The following is a 16,915-nucleotide window of genomic DNA, read 5'->3' on the forward strand; positions in this document are numbered from 1 at the left end:
TGTTTTTGTAGATTTGTATGCAAAATCATAATCTATAAAGTAATGAACACTATGTATAAAGATTTGGGTGTATTGCGTGACAAAGAAATCTCAAGTTTTAAATATTCGCTTATAACTTCTAAACTGGGGGAGAACAAGAACAAGTTTTTTAAATGGCTTGGAATAAGATCTTATGGTAAGATTGATTTTAAGGATATCAATATACCAGATTCAAAAATAGCCACTATGGCAATAGAAGAAGCAAACGATACTTATAAACCTTCCTTGTTAAAACATTGTTACCGAACATATTTCTTTAGTTTGGGTTTGGCCTTTTCGCAAAACTTGAAGATTGATGAAGAGTTTTTGTTTACAACATCTATTTTGCATGATATAGGCTTAACAGATAAACATAATGATGTATGCAGTAAACAATGCTTTGCAGTTTATGGTGGGGATATAGTTAAAGACTTTGCCATGAAGAATGGAGTTGATGAATTAAGGGCAGGTAGTATGCAAGCTGCAATTAATATGCACTTAAATCCATATGTTGATAAAGAAAAGTATGGTAACGAAGCTTATCTGCTGTCTAAAGGTGCAGCAATGGATGTTATTGGAGCCCATTCTTTTCAACTTTCTTTAAATTTTATTAATGATGTTCATAAGAAATTTCCAAGAACTAATTTTAAAGAAGATATTCTGGAGACTATGACATCGCTATCCCATAAAGAAAATACAAGAGCAGATATTCTATTTAAAATGGGTTTTCAGAAGCTTGCCTCCAATAATAAACTCGATACAATTTAATACTTGAAATTAAAAAGAAGCGATATCTAATCTGATTGTTGCAATTTTAAAACCGCCTATTTAAGCATTTTGAATAAAGGCGGTTTTTATTGGCACGGCCAAAAGGTGTAATACACCGAGTTTTGACCCCAGGAAGTTTACTTTTAGCCGGTACTTTCTTTAGGCTTATTAAATCACTACAGGCAAGAATAGTGGGTTTTTTACGCGGGCATATTTCAATATTGAATGCCCGAAAAAACTATTCCTAATCTATTTTTTCGAAATCTATCTTGTCGCCAACTTTAATATTCCAGTCGTCTGCCAGGCCTGCGTTTATTTCCAGTATAAATTGAGCCGGTTTCTCAGAAGGTAAAGAAGTTTCGTCCAGGGGTTGCGCATTCTTTTGGAAGCTCACCGCAGTACTGTCTGAAGCAAAATAAATAATATCCAACGCGATATACGTGTTTTTCATATAAAATGCCCTTGGAGCTTCATCGTCATAAATAAAAAGCATACCCTGGTCATCTTCCATACTCTCACGATACATTAAACCTGTTTGGCGCTCGTAAGAATTATCGGCAATCTCAATATCAATTTTTTGAATGGTATCGCCCTTAGCTTTAAGCAAAGTAGCTTCTCCTTCTTTGGTGAAGGTGATTTCTTCGGTTTCTATAGGTGCTTCTGTAGTATTGTCGTCTTTACAGGAAAACAATAGGGAAGCCGCTAAAACAGCCGAAAAAATAATAGATTTACGTATCATACGGTTCTTGGTTTGGTAGGGCGGTACATAAAGTATAGTCCTGCAATTATAAACGGAATACTAAGCCATTGCCCGGTATTTAATAACCAGGTGGTGCGTTCTTCTACCTGTGCCTCTTTAACAAATTCAATAAAGAACCTTATGGTCCAGAGCAAAACCAGGAATAGGCCAAAGAGATAACCTACTTTATGGCGTTTTTCGGTTTTCCAATATAAAAACCATAATAAGATAAAGAGAAGTAAATATGAAAATGATTCATATAATTGGGCCGGGTGTCTTGGAAAAGTCTCTCCCAAATTTGCGAATATCACCCCATAATCTGAATTGGTTGGCTTTCCTATAATTTCAGAATTCATAAAATTTCCTATTCTTACAAAAATAGCACCGCTGGCTACAGGAAGCACAATTCGGTCTAATACCCAAAGTACAGGCTTGTCTAAAACCCTTTTACGATAAAGGTACATGGCAATAATAATACCTATTGCCGCCCCATGGCTGGCCAAACCTCTAAATCCGGTAAACTCAAACTCCGGTTCAAAACGTACCGGAAGGAATATTTCTAATAAATGATTTTGAAAATAATCCCAATCATAAAAAATAACATGGCCTAACCTGGCACCAATTAGCGTTGCCAAAACAGTGTATATAAAAAGTGAATCCAGCTTTTCTATAGCTACTTTTTCTCTCACAAAGATGCTCTTCATGATATACCAGCCCAGGCCAAAGGCTATTAAAAACATTAAACTGTAGTAGTGTAGGGTGAAAAATCCTAAATCTAAACCTTCAGAAGGGCTCCAGGTAATTGCGTTAAAAAGCATATAAAAATAAATTAGAAGGGTAAAGATACATATTTGCAAATAGTTGCCCTATATTTTAGATTCTGTTTTTTTAGGAACCGGGTCGTAGCCTTTCCCTCCCCAGGGATTACAGCTAAAAATTCGTTTTAAGCTTAGCCAGCCGCCCTTAAAAACACCAAAACGCTGCAGGGCAATTAAGCTATATTGTGAGCAGGTAGGGGAATAGCGACAGGTGGCCGGGGTAAGCGGACTAATAAAATTTTGGTAAAACTTCACCAACAGGATAAACGGGTATGCAAGCCATTTCTTAAGCATTGTTTTCCTGTTTTAAATGATTTTAATTTTGATGGCAATCTGGAAATTCAATATAAATTTCCTAATATTCCTCTATATTTCTGCCACTTTTGCGTATCGTTTTATACTTATGTGATGCTAAAGGTAGTCCCTTCTTTCCCATCTTTAAGTTGAATTCCCATTTGCTGCAACTGATCTCTTATCTGGTCGCTTAAAGCAAAATTTTTATTGTCCCTGGCTTCGGCGCGTAGCTTTATAAGCAAGTCTACGGTAGCATTAAGCTTATCTGAAGTATCATTATTTTCTGAAACTTTATCCAAAAGCCCTAATACATCAAACATAAAAGCCGACATGGTTTTTTGTAGCTCTTCTTTGTCTTCAGCAGTGATTGTAGCCGTCTCTTCCTTAATATTATTAATCATTTTAACCGCATCAAAAAGTTTAGCTATTAAGATAGGGCTATTAAAATCGTCGTTCATCGCATCGTAGCAAGACTGTTTCCAACTCTTGAGATCTATGCTAGATTTTTCTGAAACCTGAAGTTCTTCAATGGCGTGGTAAGCGTCCATCAATCGGTTAAAGCCTTTTTCGCTTGCTCTCAATGCCTCATCTGAAAAATCCAAAATACTTCTATAATGAGCCTGAAGCATAAAAAAACGAGTGACATTAGGTGAAAATGCTTTGTCTAAAACATCGTTATTTCCCGAAAAGATTTCCTCAGGAAGAATGTTATTTCCTGTACTTTTAGCCATTTTTTTACCATTTAAGGTAAGCATATTGGCGTGTAGCCAGTAATTTACAGGATTTTTGCCGGTGGCCGCTTCTCCCTGGGCAATTTCACATTCATGATGAGGGAATTTTAAGTCCATACCACCACCGTGAATATCAAATTCTTCACCCAAATATTTTGTGCTCATTACGGTACACTCTAAGTGCCAGCCGGGAAACCCATCACTCCAGGGCGAAGGCCAGCGCATAATGTGCTGCGGTTCTGCTTTTTTCCAAAGGGCAAAATCCTGCGGATTTTTCTTATCGCTTTGTGCAGCCAGTTCGCGGGTGTTGGCGATCATATTTTCAATATCCCTTCCGCTTAGCTTACCGTAATGATTGGTTTCATTAAATTTCTTTACATCAAAATAAACCGAACCGTTTACCTCATAAGCAAAGCCTTTTTCAATAATGGTTTTAACAATCTCAATTTGCTCTACAATATGCCCGGTAGCCGTAGGTTCTATGCTTGGAGGTAGATTGTTGAATTTTTGTAGGATATTATGAAAATCTACGGTGTAGCGCTGCACCACTTCCATAGGTTCTATTTGCTCTAAACGTGCTTTTTTTGCAATTCTATCTTCACCGCTATCCGCATCATTCTCCAGGTGACCAGCATCTGTAATATTTCTTACATACCTAACCTTATATCCCAAATGTTTTAAATACCTAAATACAAGATCAAAAGAGATAAAGGTTCGGCAGTTACCTAAATGAACATTGCTATAAACAGTGGGGCCGCAAACATACATCCCAACATTTCCTTCGTTTAGCGGTTTAAAAATCTCTTTTTTTCCGCTCATAGAATTATACATCTTTAAGCTTTGTTCCTGGTAAAGCGCCATAGATACTTAGTTGTTGATTAGTAAGAAATAGTAAATTTTTAAAAAGTAGTGTCTAGTTTTATATAGTCAAGAAATTCCCTTTTTACAGATTGTTCCTTGAAAGCACCTCCAAATTCACTGGTTACGGTACTGCTGTCTATATCTCTAATACCACGACTGTTTACACACAAGTGTTTGGCATCTACTACGCATGCAACATCTGGAGTGCCCAGTGCCTTTTGTAATTCCTGAACTATTTGCATCGTCATTCGCTCCTGTACCTGTGGTCTTTTTGCGAAATAATCTACAATACGGTTCATTTTAGAAAGGCCAATTACACGCCCTTTAGAAATATAGGCCACGTGTGCTTTTCCAACTATAGGAAGTAAGTGGTGTTCGCAGGTAGAATACACAGTGATATTCTTTTCTACCAACATTTCACCATATTTATATTTGTTTTCAAAAGTTGATGCTACGGGTTTTTTCTCCGGATTTAAGCCGGCAAAAATTTCATTGACGAACATTTTCGCAACACGTTGTGGAGTTCCCTTTAGGCTATCGTCTGTAAGGTCCAGGCCTAAGGTTTCCATAATTCTTTTTACATCTTTATTGATAAGTGCTACTTTTTCAATATCGCTTAATTCAAAAGCGTCTTCACGAATAGGGTTTTCAGCACTGCTTCCTGCATGGGCGTCTCCCTGCTCATCAATGTCATTCAAAATTTTGTCTATTTTCATACCGTTTTTACAATAATAGTCGTAAACAGATTGTTTGGCTTGCAAAGATACGTATTTAATAGGTTTTTATGTAACCTTAAAGCCCGGGGATTAAAGAGATATTTGTTATTTTGTTATTTCTATTCTCTATAATGAAACGAAATTCACGTCTTTTTTTATGGTTTTTCCTTGTTTGCGCAAGTATGGCAAAGGCTTTTGCTCAGGGTGAAGTATGTAGTGAGATTCAACCTTTTTGCGCCGGGGACGAACTGGTGTTTCAAAATACCAATGTAAATAATAGCAGTATTAGCGATGCTGAAGTTGGGCCATATTATGGTGAATTACTCGCACAACCTTACCCCAGTTGGTACTTTTTCCAAATAGGCCGGGCCGGTAATTTAGATTTTGTAATCTCTCAATCTGAAAATTCCGATGGAAGCGGAATTGCACTCGATGTAGATTATGCTGTTTGGGGACCTTTTAAGCAAGGTGATGCTATTTGTGATTATAAGATGCTTAGTGAGGAAAATTTGGTAAGTAGTTCTTATTCCAATAAGGCTGTTGAAACTTTATCATTAGAAGATGCTGAAGTTGGAGAAATCTACGTGATAATTATTACAAATTTTAGGGGAGATCCCGGGTATATTAAATTGGAACAGGAAAATCTAAATGATACCGGAGCCGGCGCAACAGATTGTTTCACAAACGGCCTTGAGGATGAAGTTTTTGCCTGCCAGGGCGAAACCATAATTCTTGATGGTACTATACTGTTTGCCGAAAGCTATAAATGGTTTAAAAAAGTTGAAGGTAAATTTGAAGTTTTAGAGGGAGAAAATGAAGCATATTTAGAGGTAGATGAAGAAGGGGAGTATAAATTAATTGCTACCGATAACTTAGCAAATATTACCGAAGATTTTGTGACGGTAGAATTTAAACCAGAACCTATTGCAAATACTCCAACAGATTTATTTATATGTGACCCTAACCAAACTACCATAGATCTTACATTGGCTTCAAAAGAAATATTGGCCGGGAATACTTCAGAGGAAAATTACAGTGTGAACTTTTATACCTCTTTAGCGGAGCTTGAAGCTGAAAATCCTATTGAAAATACCAAAGCATTTCCGTCGGATGCCAACACTAAATTTTTTGCTCAGGTAGAGGGAGTAGAAAGTGGCTGCCGTTCAGAAATTGTTTCATTTAATGCAGAGATAGAACTTTTGCCTGAAGATTACCTTCCGGAAGAAACTATAGTTTGCATAGATATTAATGGAGATATTACCGGACAAACTAAAATAGGAAAAGATTTAGGAGGTAATTATACCTATCAATGGTTTGAAGAAGGTAGTTTGCTTAGTACTAATGCGGTGCTCGAGCTAACTGAAGTTCCCGAAGCAAAATCTATAGAGCTTATTGTTACAAATTCTAAATCGGGTTGCAAAGCAAGCTTTCAAACCGCTATTACTGTTTATTCCAGGCCCGAAAATGTTTTGGTTGAAATTAAAGGAACCGATTTTACAGGAGGTTATGCCGTTTCTGCAGAAGTTACACCCGGCCCCGGTGAAGAAACCTTATATGAATACCGTTTAGATGAAGGAGCCTGGCGGGAAAACCCGGTTTTTAGAAATTTAACTCCCGGTTATCATCAAATTAGCGCTCGCGAGGTCAATGGCTGCGGAATTACAACTTCTCAAATTTTTTTCCTGGTAGGCTATCCCAGGTTTTTTACCCCCAATGCCGATGGCTATAACGATACCTGGAATATTCCTAAAACCGGGCAAATAACAATCTTAAAACTTTATATTTTTGATCGTTATGGAAAACTAATCAAAGAATTGGTTCCCGGTGGCCAGGGATGGGACGGCACTTTAAACGCCAGGCCTTTGCCGGCAGACGATTATTGGTTTAAGGTAGAGTTTAAAATGCAGGATGGTACCCGTGATACATTTGGAGCGAATTTTACTTTGAAAAGATAAAAGACTGTTTGAAAGCAATATTTCGTCAAGTTGAACTTGTTTCAGCTTCTAACGAGATAAAATTACTAAGTCCATAAATCCTGAAACAAGTTCAGGATGAAGATTTTAGATAACTTTAAAACAGTCTTTTTAAACAATAATTTATTAAAAAATCAAATTAAGCAGCGGGAAGATCGCCTTCTCCTTTTCTTGGTAAAATAGATTTTCCCATTAAATACTTATCTACGTGATAAGCCGCTTCACGACCTTCAGAAATTGCCCAAACAATTAAAGATTGTCCGCGGCGCATATCTCCGGCAGTAAAAATATTCGGTACGTTGGTTTGGTATCCTTTATCACCTTTAATATTTGTTCTGCTATCCAGTTCAAGGCCTAGCTGCTCGCTTAATGTTTTCTCGGGGCCGGTAAAACCTAAAGCTAAAAGAACCAGTTCGCAAGGCCACTCTTTTTCAGAACCTTCCACTTCTTTAAGTTGTGGCCTGCCATTTTCACCTTTTACCCATTCTATATTAACCGTTTTTAAAGCTTTTAAATTACCATCTTTATCTCTAATAAATTCTTTGGTGTTAATGCTCCAATTACGCTCTACACCTTCTTCGTGAGAGGAAGTGGTTTTTAGGGTGAAAGGCCAATATGGCCATGGGTTTTCTTTGTCTCTATGCTCTCCCGGCATTGGCATAATTTCAAAATTGGTAACCGATTTTGCTCCGTGACGATTAGAAGTTCCAACACAGTCAGAACCGGTGTCACCACCACCAATTACAATTACATGTTTCCCTTCAGCCGAATATTCTGCTGTTAGATCTTTTATACCATCTACAACTTCGTTGTTATTTTTTAGGAAATCCATAGCCTGCATAATACCTGTGCCTTCGGCTCCTTCAATAGGAAGATTTCTACGTTTGGTAGCACCCCCGCAAAGTACAACGGCGTCAAATTCCTTAAGTTTTTTGGCTTTGTAATTTTCACCAACATTTACACCGGTTTCAAATTTAATTCCTTCCTCTTTTAAAACATTAATCCTACGGTCAATTACATGTTTTTCCATTTTAAAATCGGGAATTCCGTAACGTAATAATCCGCCAACTTTATTGTCGCGTTCAAAAACTGTTACTTCGTGACCGGCGCGATTAAGTTGTTGTGCTGCAGCAAGTCCCGCGGGTCCAGACCCTACAACTACTACCGTTTTTCCGGTTCTGGATTTTGGAGGCTGTGGGGTGATCCATCCTTCTTTAAAACCACGTTCTACAATATATTTTTCAATAAGCTCTATTGCAACCGGCGGATCTGTAATACCTAAAACGCAGGCCGATTCGCAGGGTGCCGGGCATAACCTTCCTGTAAATTCAGGGAAGTTATTGGTTGCGTGTAAAATAGTGAGTGCTTTTTTCCAGTCGTTTTTATAAACGGCATGATTAAAATCTGGAATTAAATTCCCTACCGGGCAGCCACTATGGCAAAAAGGAATTCCGCAATCCATACATCGCGCACCTTGCTCGCTAAGTTCGTCCGTCGATAATTCTTTAGTAAATTCTTTATAATCTTTAACTCGTTTTTCAACAGCTACTGTCTCTTCCTCTTTACGGTCGTATTCCATAAAACCTCTTATCTTGCCCATAATTATGCTGTTTTAAGTTCTTTTTGTTCTTTTTTCATTTTATCTTCTTCCATTTTCTGTAAAGCCCTTTTGAATTCTGTAGGCATTACTTTTATGAATTTCCCTGAATTCTCCTTCCAGTTTTCAAGAATTTCTTTGGCTACATCACTTTCGGTATAGCGATAATGATTTTCAATTAATTCTTTCAGCTCTTCTTTGTTTTCTTCTGAAGGATCTTCTAAACCAATCATTTCCATATTGAAATTATGATTATCCAGGCTGTTATCTGCGTTATAGATGTAGGCAATTCCTCCGCTCATTCCGGCAGCAAAATTTCTTCCAATTGTTCCAAGAATTACGGCAATTCCACCGGTCATATACTCACAACCGTGGTCACCAATACCTTCAACCACTGCTTTGGCACCAGAGTTTCGAACGCAAAAACGCTCACCTCCAATTCCGTTGATATAGGCCTCGCCATCGGTGGCACCATATAATGCAACATTTCCAATAATTACATTCTCGTTAGATTTAAAGGACGCTTCTTTAGGTTTTCGAACACTTAAAGTAGCTCCGGAAAGACCTTTTCCTAAGTAATCATTAGTGTTTCCGTTAATGTTCATAGTAAGTCCTTTGGTGGCAAAAGCCCCAAAACTTTGTCCGCCAGAACCTGTGAAATTTAAAGTAAGGGTACCTTTAGGTAAACCTTTTTCTCCGTGAATTTTGGAAATTTCATTACTTAATATAGCCCCTGTAGTACGGTTTATGTTGCTAATAGGGAAATCCAGACTCATTTTTTCTTTTCTATAGATGGCGGGATGCGCTTGTTTTAAAATCTCAAAATCTAAAACATTGCTAAGATTATGGTCCTGGGATTCAGTATTATAAAGCGGCATATCCTCATCTACGTTTGGTTTGTATAGAATATTAGAAAGATCCAGTCCCTGGGCTTTATAATGTTCTATAGCACGATCCATATCTAACTTTTGGCTTTGCCCAACCATTTCGTTGATACTTCTAAAGCCAAGATCTGCCATTATTTGTCTTAATTCCTGTGCGATGAAATACATAAAGTTAATCACATCTTCAGGGGTACCTTTAAATTTCTTACGAAGTTCAGGGTCTTGTGTAGCAATTCCCACGGGGCAGGTATTTAAATGGCAGGCTCGCATCATAATACAGCCTGAAGCTACCAGCGGTGCAGTAGAAAATCCAAATTCTTCTGCTCCCAGTAAAGCTGCAATTGCTACATCCCTACCGGTTTTTAACTGTCCGTCGCACTCTACCACAATTCTATTTCTAAGGTTATTGATGAGTAGGGTTTGTTGTGCTTCGGCAATTCCCAATTCCCATGGTAAACCTGCGTGGCGAAGTGAGGTTAGGGGGGAGGCCCCTGTACCACCATCGTATCCGGAAATTAAAACCACATCGGCCTTGGCTTTTGCTACCCCGGCAGCAATAGTTCCCACGCCCACTTTAGAAACCAATTTTACATTAATCCTGGCATCGCGGTTAGCATTTTTAAGGTCGAATATTAATTGCGCCAAATCTTCAATAGAGTAAATATCGTGGTGTGGTGGTGGCGAAATTAATCCTACATAAGGAGTCGAATTTCTGGTTTTGGCAATATCAGGATTTACTTTTGGTCCCGGCAGTTGTCCACCTTCCCCGGGTTTTGCACCCTGGGCCATTTTAATTTGAATTTCCTGTGCATTGCTTAAGTAATTAATAGAAACCCCAAATCTTCCTGAAGCTACCTGTTTAATGGCAGAGTTTCTCCAGTTTCCGTCCAAATCTTTATGAAAACGTTGTGGGTCTTCACCACCCTCGCCCGAGTTGCTTTTTCCCTGCATACGGTTCATGGCAATAGCAAGGTTTTCGTGGGCTTCCTTACTTATAGAACCAAAAGACATAGCACCCGTTTTAAAGCGTTTTACTATTTCTGTCCAGGGTTCCACTTCATCAATAGGAATAGGGTTTAAATCGCGAAATTTAAACATTCCGCGAAGCGTCATTAAACGCTCGCTTTGGTCGTTTATAAACTTAGAATATTCCTGGTAAGCCTTAGTGCTGTTTTGTCTTACGGCTTGTTGCAGCTTAGCAACACTTGCCGGATTAAACATGTGCCTTTCACCTGTTCTTCTCCAACGATAATCCCCTCCAATTTCTAAATCAAGATTAGTGTCTGTTTTGGGAGTGCTAAATGCGTTTTCAACTCGTTTTTGAACTTCCTTTTCTATTTCATACAAGCCAATACCTTCAATACGGGTAGGAGTGTTGGTGAAGTATTTGTCTACAAATTTTTGGTTTAACCCTAAGATTTCAAAGATTTGAGCCCCACGGTAGGAGTGAAGGGTAGAGATACCAATCTTGTTCATAATCTTTATAATCCCTTTCCCAATAGCTACATTAAAATTCTGTACGGCAACTTCGGGATCATTAACTTCAATTTCTTTTTCTTCAACCAGGTTGTAAATAATTTCGTTAACCATATAAGGGTTAATCGCACTGGCACCATAACCAAATAACAATGCAAAATGATGCGGCTCCCTGGGTTCGGCCGATTCTATTACAATCCCGAAAGAAGATCTACGATTGTATTTCTTCACGCGATGGTGCACAAACGAGCAGGCTAAAAGCGATGGAATTGGGGCTAATTTTGGATCGGCATTTCGATCTGTTAGGATAATAATATTGCAACCATCGTCTACCGCATCGTTTATTTCAAGAATAATTTCATCTAACCTTGCTTCAAGTCCGTTAAGGCCTTTTTCAGCTTCATATAAAATTGAAATAGAAGCCGTTTTAAAATCGGGATGTTCTATGTATTTTATTTTATCTAAATCTTCGTTGGAAATAACGGGATTTTGGATTCTTAGTTTTTTGGACTGTTCGGGAATGATATCGAATAAATTGCGATCTTCTCCAATAGAAAGGCTAATGTCGGTAACTATTTCTTCCCTAATACCATCTAACGGAGGATTGGTTACCTGGGCAAATAATTGTTTGAAATAGTTGAATAATAATTGCGATTTATCTGAAAGTACCGCTAGCGGAATATCTGCACCCATAGAGCCAATGGCCTCTTTTCCCTGCGTCGCCATAGGGGTGATTATGGTTTTGATATCTTCCTGGGTATATCCGAATAGTTTTTGACGACTATGGATATCAATTTTTTCAACAGGGGTTTTGTTCCCGGTGTAGGGAACTTCAGAAAGGTTTAGAAGGTTTTCATCAAGCCATTTGCGGTAAGGCCTTTCTGAAATTATTTTCTGTTTTACTTCCTCATCTTCCACAATTCTACCCTCGTTCATGTCTACCAAAAACATTCTTCCGGGCTCTAACCTTCCGTGGCGTTCTACATTTTCCGGTTGAATTTCCAGGACCCCGGTTTCTGAAGACATAATTACATAGCCATCTTTGGTTAGGGTGTAGCGGGATGGTCTAAGGCCATTTCTATCTAAAAGTGCCCCTATATAATTTCCATCGGTAAAAGGAATAGAAGCGGGCCCGTCCCAGGGTTCCATAATGCAGGAGTTGTATTCGTAAAATGCTTTTTTCTCATCTTGCATAGAAGGATTTTTCTCCCAGGCTTCGGGAACCATCATCATAATGGCTTCGGGAAGCGAACGTCCCGTTTGCAATAACAATTCCAGCACAGTGTCCATAGAAGCAGAATCTGATTTTCCTTCAGAAACAATAGGTATAATTTCTTTTAGATCTTCACCAAACTTCTCACTTTCAAAAAGCTCTTCGCGGGCTTTCATTCTACTAAGGTTTCCGCGTAGCGTATTTATTTCACCATTATGGCACATATAGCGGAAAGGTTGTGCCAGATCCCAGGTTGGGAAAGTGTTGGTGGAAAAGCGTTGGTGTACCAGGGCTAACTTGGTTACTACCTCGGGCTCGTTTAAATCGCGGTAATAAACATTAATATCCTGCGGCATCAACAAACCTTTATAGATAATGGTGTTTGTTGATAAACTTGGCAGATAAAAATATTCTGATTCAGAGAGTCCTGAATTTTCTATTCTGTGTTCTGCAATTTTTCTGGCGGCAAATAATTTAGCATTAAAACTCTCGGCAGAAACATCTTCTCCTTTTCCTATAAATATTTGCTGAACATTAGGCTCAGACAAGGACGCAATACTTCCCAGGCAGGATCTATTTACAGGTACTTCACGCCAACCAATAAGATTAAGTCCCTGGCTTAGTATCTCCTCTTCAAAAATTTCGCGACAAATTTTACGCTGATTTTTGGACTGCGGGAGAAAAACCATTCCTACCGCGTATTCTTTAAAGTCTGGAAGTTTAAATTCACAGGTTTTTTTGAAATAATCGTGGGGTATTTCTATTAATATACCGGCACCATCACCTGTCTTCCCATCAGCACTCACTGCACCTCTGTGTTCCAGCCGAATAAGAATGTCTAAAGCTTTATGAATTATATCGTTTGTTCTTTTTCCTTTTAGATTACAGATAAATCCTGCACCACAATTATCATGCTCAAATTCGGGTGAATAGAGCCCCTGTTTTTTTAATTTCATATTCTTTTCGTCCTTAGATTATCGTCTCAAAATTACCTAATTAGGTAAAAAAAATGAAGCTTTTTGGGCTTAAAGTGTGAAGAAATTCAGTAAAATCAAATAATTTGGTTATAAATGATAAATCTACAATTAGATCCCTTTCATATTAAAAATATAATAAATGGCAGTATTAAAACTTAAGCACAAAAAAAGCCCGATTTAAAAAACCGGGCTTTTGAATGTGGATTTTTATAAGAAATTTAGTCTCTTAAAATGCCTCTGGAAATTACAATTTTTTGAATTTCTGAGGTTCCCTCATAAATTTGGGTAATCTTCGCATCACGCATTAAACGCTCTACGTGGTATTCTTTAACATAACCGTTGCCACCGTGAACCTGTACGGCTTCGGTAGTAACATCCATGGCGGTTTTTGAAGCGTATACTTTAGCCATAGCGCCAGAAAGATCGTAGTTTGCCCCTTGGTCTTTTTCCCAGGCAGCCTTCATTACCAGGTGTCTGGATGCTTCAATAGAAGTGTACATGTCGGCCAATTTAAAAGCAATGGCCTGGTGATTGCAGATCTCAGTGCCAAAGGCTTTGCGTTGTTTAGAATAGTCTAAAGCTAGCTCGTATGCACCAGAAGCTATTCCTAAAGCCTGGGCTGCAATACCAATTCTTCCGCCAGAGAGTGTTTTCATAGCGAATTTAAATCCGAAACCATCTTCGCCAATTCTGTTTTCTTTAGGGACTTTCACATCATTAAAGTTTAATGAATGTGTATCGCTTCCGCGAATTCCCATTTTTTGTTCCTTAGGGCCAATTTCAAAGCCTTCAACTCCTTTTTCTACAATAAATGCATTGATACCTTTATGTTTTTTCTCACGATCGGTTTGTGCAATTACAATATAGTAGTCGGCAGAATTTCCGTTGGTAATCCAGTTTTTTGTTCCGTTTAATAGGTAATGGTCGCCTTTGTCTATTGCCGTAGTTCGTTGCGATGTGGCATCACTACCGGCTTCGGGTTCCGAAAGACAAAATGCACCAAGTTTTTCTCCGGTGGTAAGTTTGGAAAGATATTTTTTCTTTTGCTCCTGACTTCCGTAAGTGTCAATGCCCCAGCAAACTAAAGAATTATTTACCGACATCACTACCGATGCAGAGGCGTCTATCTTTGAAATTTCTTCCATAGCAAGAATATAGGAAATGGTATCCATACCACCGCCGCCAAATTCAGGAGAAGCCATCATGCCAAGAAAACCAAGTTCTCCCATTTTTTTTATTTGCTCTGAAGGGAATTCCTGCTTCTCGTCTCTTTCAATCACACCGGGCAATAATTCGTTTCTGGCAAAATCACGCGCCGCATCACGAATCATTATATGTTCTTCTGTAAGTTTGAAATCCATATTATTATTTTAATTTAGGAAAATCTAATTTTGGTCATCAAAGATAAAGTTTTGATGTGTAATTTTCAATTTAGTTTAATAAATTTTACGAATATGAAAAAAGCAAATTATAAGGTTATTGGTGTTATGTCAGGAACATCCCTAGATGGCATCGATTTGGTGTATATTAATTTTGATTATAAAAACTCCTGGAGTTATAAGATTTTAGAAGCTGAAACTATTCCTTACCCGTTAAATTGGCAGGAAACCTTAGCAGAAGCTATCGATTTCTCAAAAGAGCGCTTAGAGAGGCTAAATAAAAAATATACCAGTTATTTAGCTGAAATTATTTCACGTTTTATTGAGGCGCATCAAATAAAAGACGTCGATATAATTTGTAGTCATGGCCATACTATTAAACATGAGCCAGAAAATAATTATACCTTACAAATAGGGAATTTACCCGAAATCGCTTATCTCACGGGACAAACTGTAATTTGCGATTTTAGAGTTCAGGATGTAGAACTTGGAGGGCAGGGAGCACCCCTTGTGCCTATTGGAGATCAATTGCTTTTTTCAGATTATAAGTATTGTGTGAATTTAGGCGGATTTGCGAATATTTCTACCGAAATAGGAGACAAACGAGTAGCCTACGATATTTGCGCCGTAAACACTGTGTTGAATTTCTATTCCCAAAAATTAGGTAAAGAGTTTGATGAAGGTGGGAAGTTGGCCGCTTCCGGTAATTTAAATAAAGACTTGCTTCAGAAACTAAATGCCCTCTCATTTTATGAAGAGAAGCCTCCCAAGTCTTTGGGAATAGAATGGGTTAAATCTACCGTTTTTCCAATTTTGGAGAAATATAATGAGAATGTACCTGATATTCTTCACACTTATACCCTGCATATAGCCCAACAAATTGCAAAGACTTTAGATAATCAGCCTGATTCTAAGGTTTTAATGACCGGGGGAGGAACCTTTAATAATTTTCTTTTACGTCTATTGAAAGACGAGTCTAACTGTCATTTTACAATCCCTTCGCAAGAAATTATTGATTATAAAGAAGCTTTGATTTTTGGACTGCTCGGGGTTTTAAAACTTCGTGGCCAGGTAAATGTATTAAAATCGGTTACAGGTGCTAAAAAAGATCATTCTTCCGGAGTGATATATGAAATTTAATTTTTTTGATGAAAACTTAAAAATATATCACTTAGTTTATATATTTGTGAAAAATTAAAGCGTAAATGAAGGAATTATTAAAGCTATACGAAAATAAAGAGCCGGAAATAGTATTTAATTGGAAAGATTCTGAGACAGAAGCTGAAGGTTGGGCGGTAATTAATTCTTTACGTGGTGGTGCAGCAGGTGGCGGAACAAGAATGCGTTTAGGGCTGGACCAAAATGAAGTGCTTTCGCTAGCCAAAACAATGGAGGTTAAATTTACCGTTTCAGGTCCTCCAATAGGAGGGGCTAAATCTGGTATAAATTTCGATCCTAAAGATCCGCGTAAAAAAGGTGTTCTGGAACGCTGGTATAAAGCAGTCTCCCCTTTGTTGAAGAGTTATTACGGTACGGGAGGCGATTTAAATGTAGATGAAATTAATGAAGTAATTCCTATTACCGAAGATTGCGGAGTATGGCATCCACAAGAAGGTGTTTTTAACGGGCACTTTAAACCTAGTGAGGCCGATAAAATTAATAGAATTGGCCAGTTGCGCCAGGGGGTAATTAAAGTGTTGGAAAACAATCACTTTTCCCCTGATGTAAGTCGTAAGTACACCGTTGCAGATATGATCACCGGATATGGAGTAGCAGAATCTGTAAAACATTATTATGAAATTTATGGGGGAGATTTGACGCAGAAAAGGGCTGTAGTTCAAGGCTTTGGAAATGTTGGGTCTGCCGCAGCCTATTACCTTGCTCAAATGGGCGTTAAAATAGTGGGGATAATAGATCGCGTTGGCGGTTTAATCAATGAAAACGGATTTACTTTTGAAGAAATTAAGGAGCTTTTCCTTAATAAGGAAGGGAATACCCTTAAACACGACAAGCTAATTCCTTTTGAAGAAATAAATGAAAAAATTTGGAAACTAGATGCCGAAATCTTCGCGCCCTGTGCGGCTTCTCGCTTAATCACCCAAGAGCAAATTAACAGTTTGATAGAGAGAAAACTGGAGGTGGTTACCAGTGGTGCTAATGTGCCTTTTGCCGATAAGGAAATTTTCTTTGGCTCTATTATGGAATCTACTGATGAAAAAGTAAGCCTTATTCCAGATTTTATTGCAAACTGCGGGATGGCGAGAGTTTTTGCTTATTTTATGGAAAGAAGAGTACAAATGACCGATGAGTCTATTTTTAATGACACTTCTATGACCATTAAAAATGCTATTCAAAATACTTACGATAATAATAGTGGAAAAACCAATATCAGCAAAACAGCTTTTGAAGTAGCGCTGAAGCAATTGGTATAAATTTTTGATTAATCTTGTAATTTTAGTTGATTGAGATTA

At 38.0% G+C, this 16,915-nt stretch carries 12 protein-coding genes; 4 read left to right on the forward strand and 8 right to left on the reverse strand.

The features are described from left to right. The first annotated feature begins 42 nt into the window (after nt 1–42). Nucleotides 43–786, forward strand: a complete 744-nt coding sequence (locus GUB10_RS05290) for a nitrile hydratase (RefSeq protein ID WP_193710392.1) — start codon at nt 43–45, stop codon at nt 784–786. Nucleotides 787–1,030: 244 nt separating this feature from the next. Here the strand turns inward: GUB10_RS05290 and GUB10_RS05295 are convergent, their stop codons facing one another. From GUB10_RS05295 to folE, 5 genes are all read right to left on the reverse strand, one after another. Beyond that, nucleotides 1,031–1,525, reverse strand: coding sequence for a DUF192 domain-containing protein (locus tag GUB10_RS05295; RefSeq protein ID WP_193710393.1), 495 nt, complete (start codon nt 1,523–1,525; stop codon nt 1,031–1,033). After that, a complete protein-coding gene (gene lgt / locus GUB10_RS05300) occupies nt 1,522–2,343 on the reverse strand; it encodes a prolipoprotein diacylglyceryl transferase (protein ID WP_193710394.1) in 822 nt (273 codons plus the stop codon). The genes GUB10_RS05295 and lgt overlap by 4 nt, the downstream gene beginning before the upstream one ends. A gap of 48 nt (nt 2,344–2,391) precedes the next feature. Continuing rightward, nucleotides 2,392–2,637 (reverse strand): membrane protein insertion efficiency factor YidD, encoded by a 246-nt coding sequence (gene yidD, locus GUB10_RS05305; protein WP_193710395.1) that lies wholly within the window; start codon nt 2,635–2,637, stop codon nt 2,392–2,394. A 107-nt stretch (nt 2,638–2,744) separates the two neighbouring features. Continuing rightward, on the reverse strand, nt 2,745–4,229 hold the full coding sequence (gene cysS, locus GUB10_RS05310) for a cysteine--tRNA ligase (protein ID WP_193710396.1): 1,485 nt from the start codon (nt 4,227–4,229) through the stop codon (nt 2,745–2,747). A 38-nt stretch (nt 4,230–4,267) separates the two neighbouring features. Further along, entirely contained in the window at nt 4,268–4,945 is a 678-nt protein-coding gene (gene folE, locus GUB10_RS05315) for a GTP cyclohydrolase I FolE (protein WP_193710397.1), read from the reverse strand. 182 nt (nt 4,946–5,127) lie between these two features. Between folE and GUB10_RS05320 the strand changes: the two genes are divergently transcribed. After that, the gene (locus GUB10_RS05320) at nt 5,128–6,900 is read left to right on the forward strand and encodes a T9SS type B sorting domain-containing protein (RefSeq protein ID WP_193710398.1); all 1,773 of its coding nucleotides are present in this window, start codon (nt 5,128–5,130) and stop codon (nt 6,898–6,900) included. A 157-nt stretch (nt 6,901–7,057) separates the two neighbouring features. Here the strand turns inward: GUB10_RS05320 and GUB10_RS05325 are convergent, their stop codons facing one another. The 3 genes from GUB10_RS05325 to GUB10_RS05335 all read right to left on the reverse strand — a co-directional run bounded on the left by GUB10_RS05325 (nt 7,058) and on the right by GUB10_RS05335 (nt 14,426). Beyond that, nucleotides 7,058–8,518: a glutamate synthase subunit beta gene (locus tag GUB10_RS05325; RefSeq protein WP_193710399.1), complete on the reverse strand. Its 1,461-nt coding sequence runs from the start codon at nt 8,516–8,518 to the stop codon at nt 7,058–7,060. Nucleotides 8,519–8,520: 2 nt separating this feature from the next. Then, the gene (gene gltB, locus GUB10_RS05330; protein ID WP_193710400.1) at nt 8,521–13,044 is read right to left on the reverse strand and encodes a glutamate synthase large subunit; all 4,524 of its coding nucleotides are present in this window, start codon (nt 13,042–13,044) and stop codon (nt 8,521–8,523) included. Between the two features lie 239 nt (nt 13,045–13,283). Then, entirely contained in the window at nt 13,284–14,426 is a 1,143-nt protein-coding gene (locus GUB10_RS05335; protein WP_193710401.1) for an acyl-CoA dehydrogenase, read from the reverse strand. Nucleotides 14,427–14,519: 93 nt separating this feature from the next. On the opposite strand from GUB10_RS05335, the gene GUB10_RS05340 reads away from it, so the two are divergent. Together GUB10_RS05340 and GUB10_RS05345 are read left to right on the forward strand one after the other, a co-directional pair. Beyond that, nucleotides 14,520–15,584, forward strand: a complete 1,065-nt coding sequence (locus GUB10_RS05340; protein WP_193710402.1) for an anhydro-N-acetylmuramic acid kinase — start codon at nt 14,520–14,522, stop codon at nt 15,582–15,584. Between the two features lie 65 nt (nt 15,585–15,649). Further along, nucleotides 15,650–16,876, forward strand: a complete 1,227-nt coding sequence (locus GUB10_RS05345) for a Glu/Leu/Phe/Val dehydrogenase (RefSeq protein WP_193710403.1) — start codon at nt 15,650–15,652, stop codon at nt 16,874–16,876. Nucleotides 16,877–16,915 lie beyond the last annotated feature (39 nt).

It is taken from the genome of Salegentibacter sp. BLCTC (assembly GCF_015143665.1).
Taxonomy (GTDB): Bacteria; Bacteroidota; Bacteroidia; order Flavobacteriales; family Flavobacteriaceae; genus Salegentibacter; species Salegentibacter maritimus.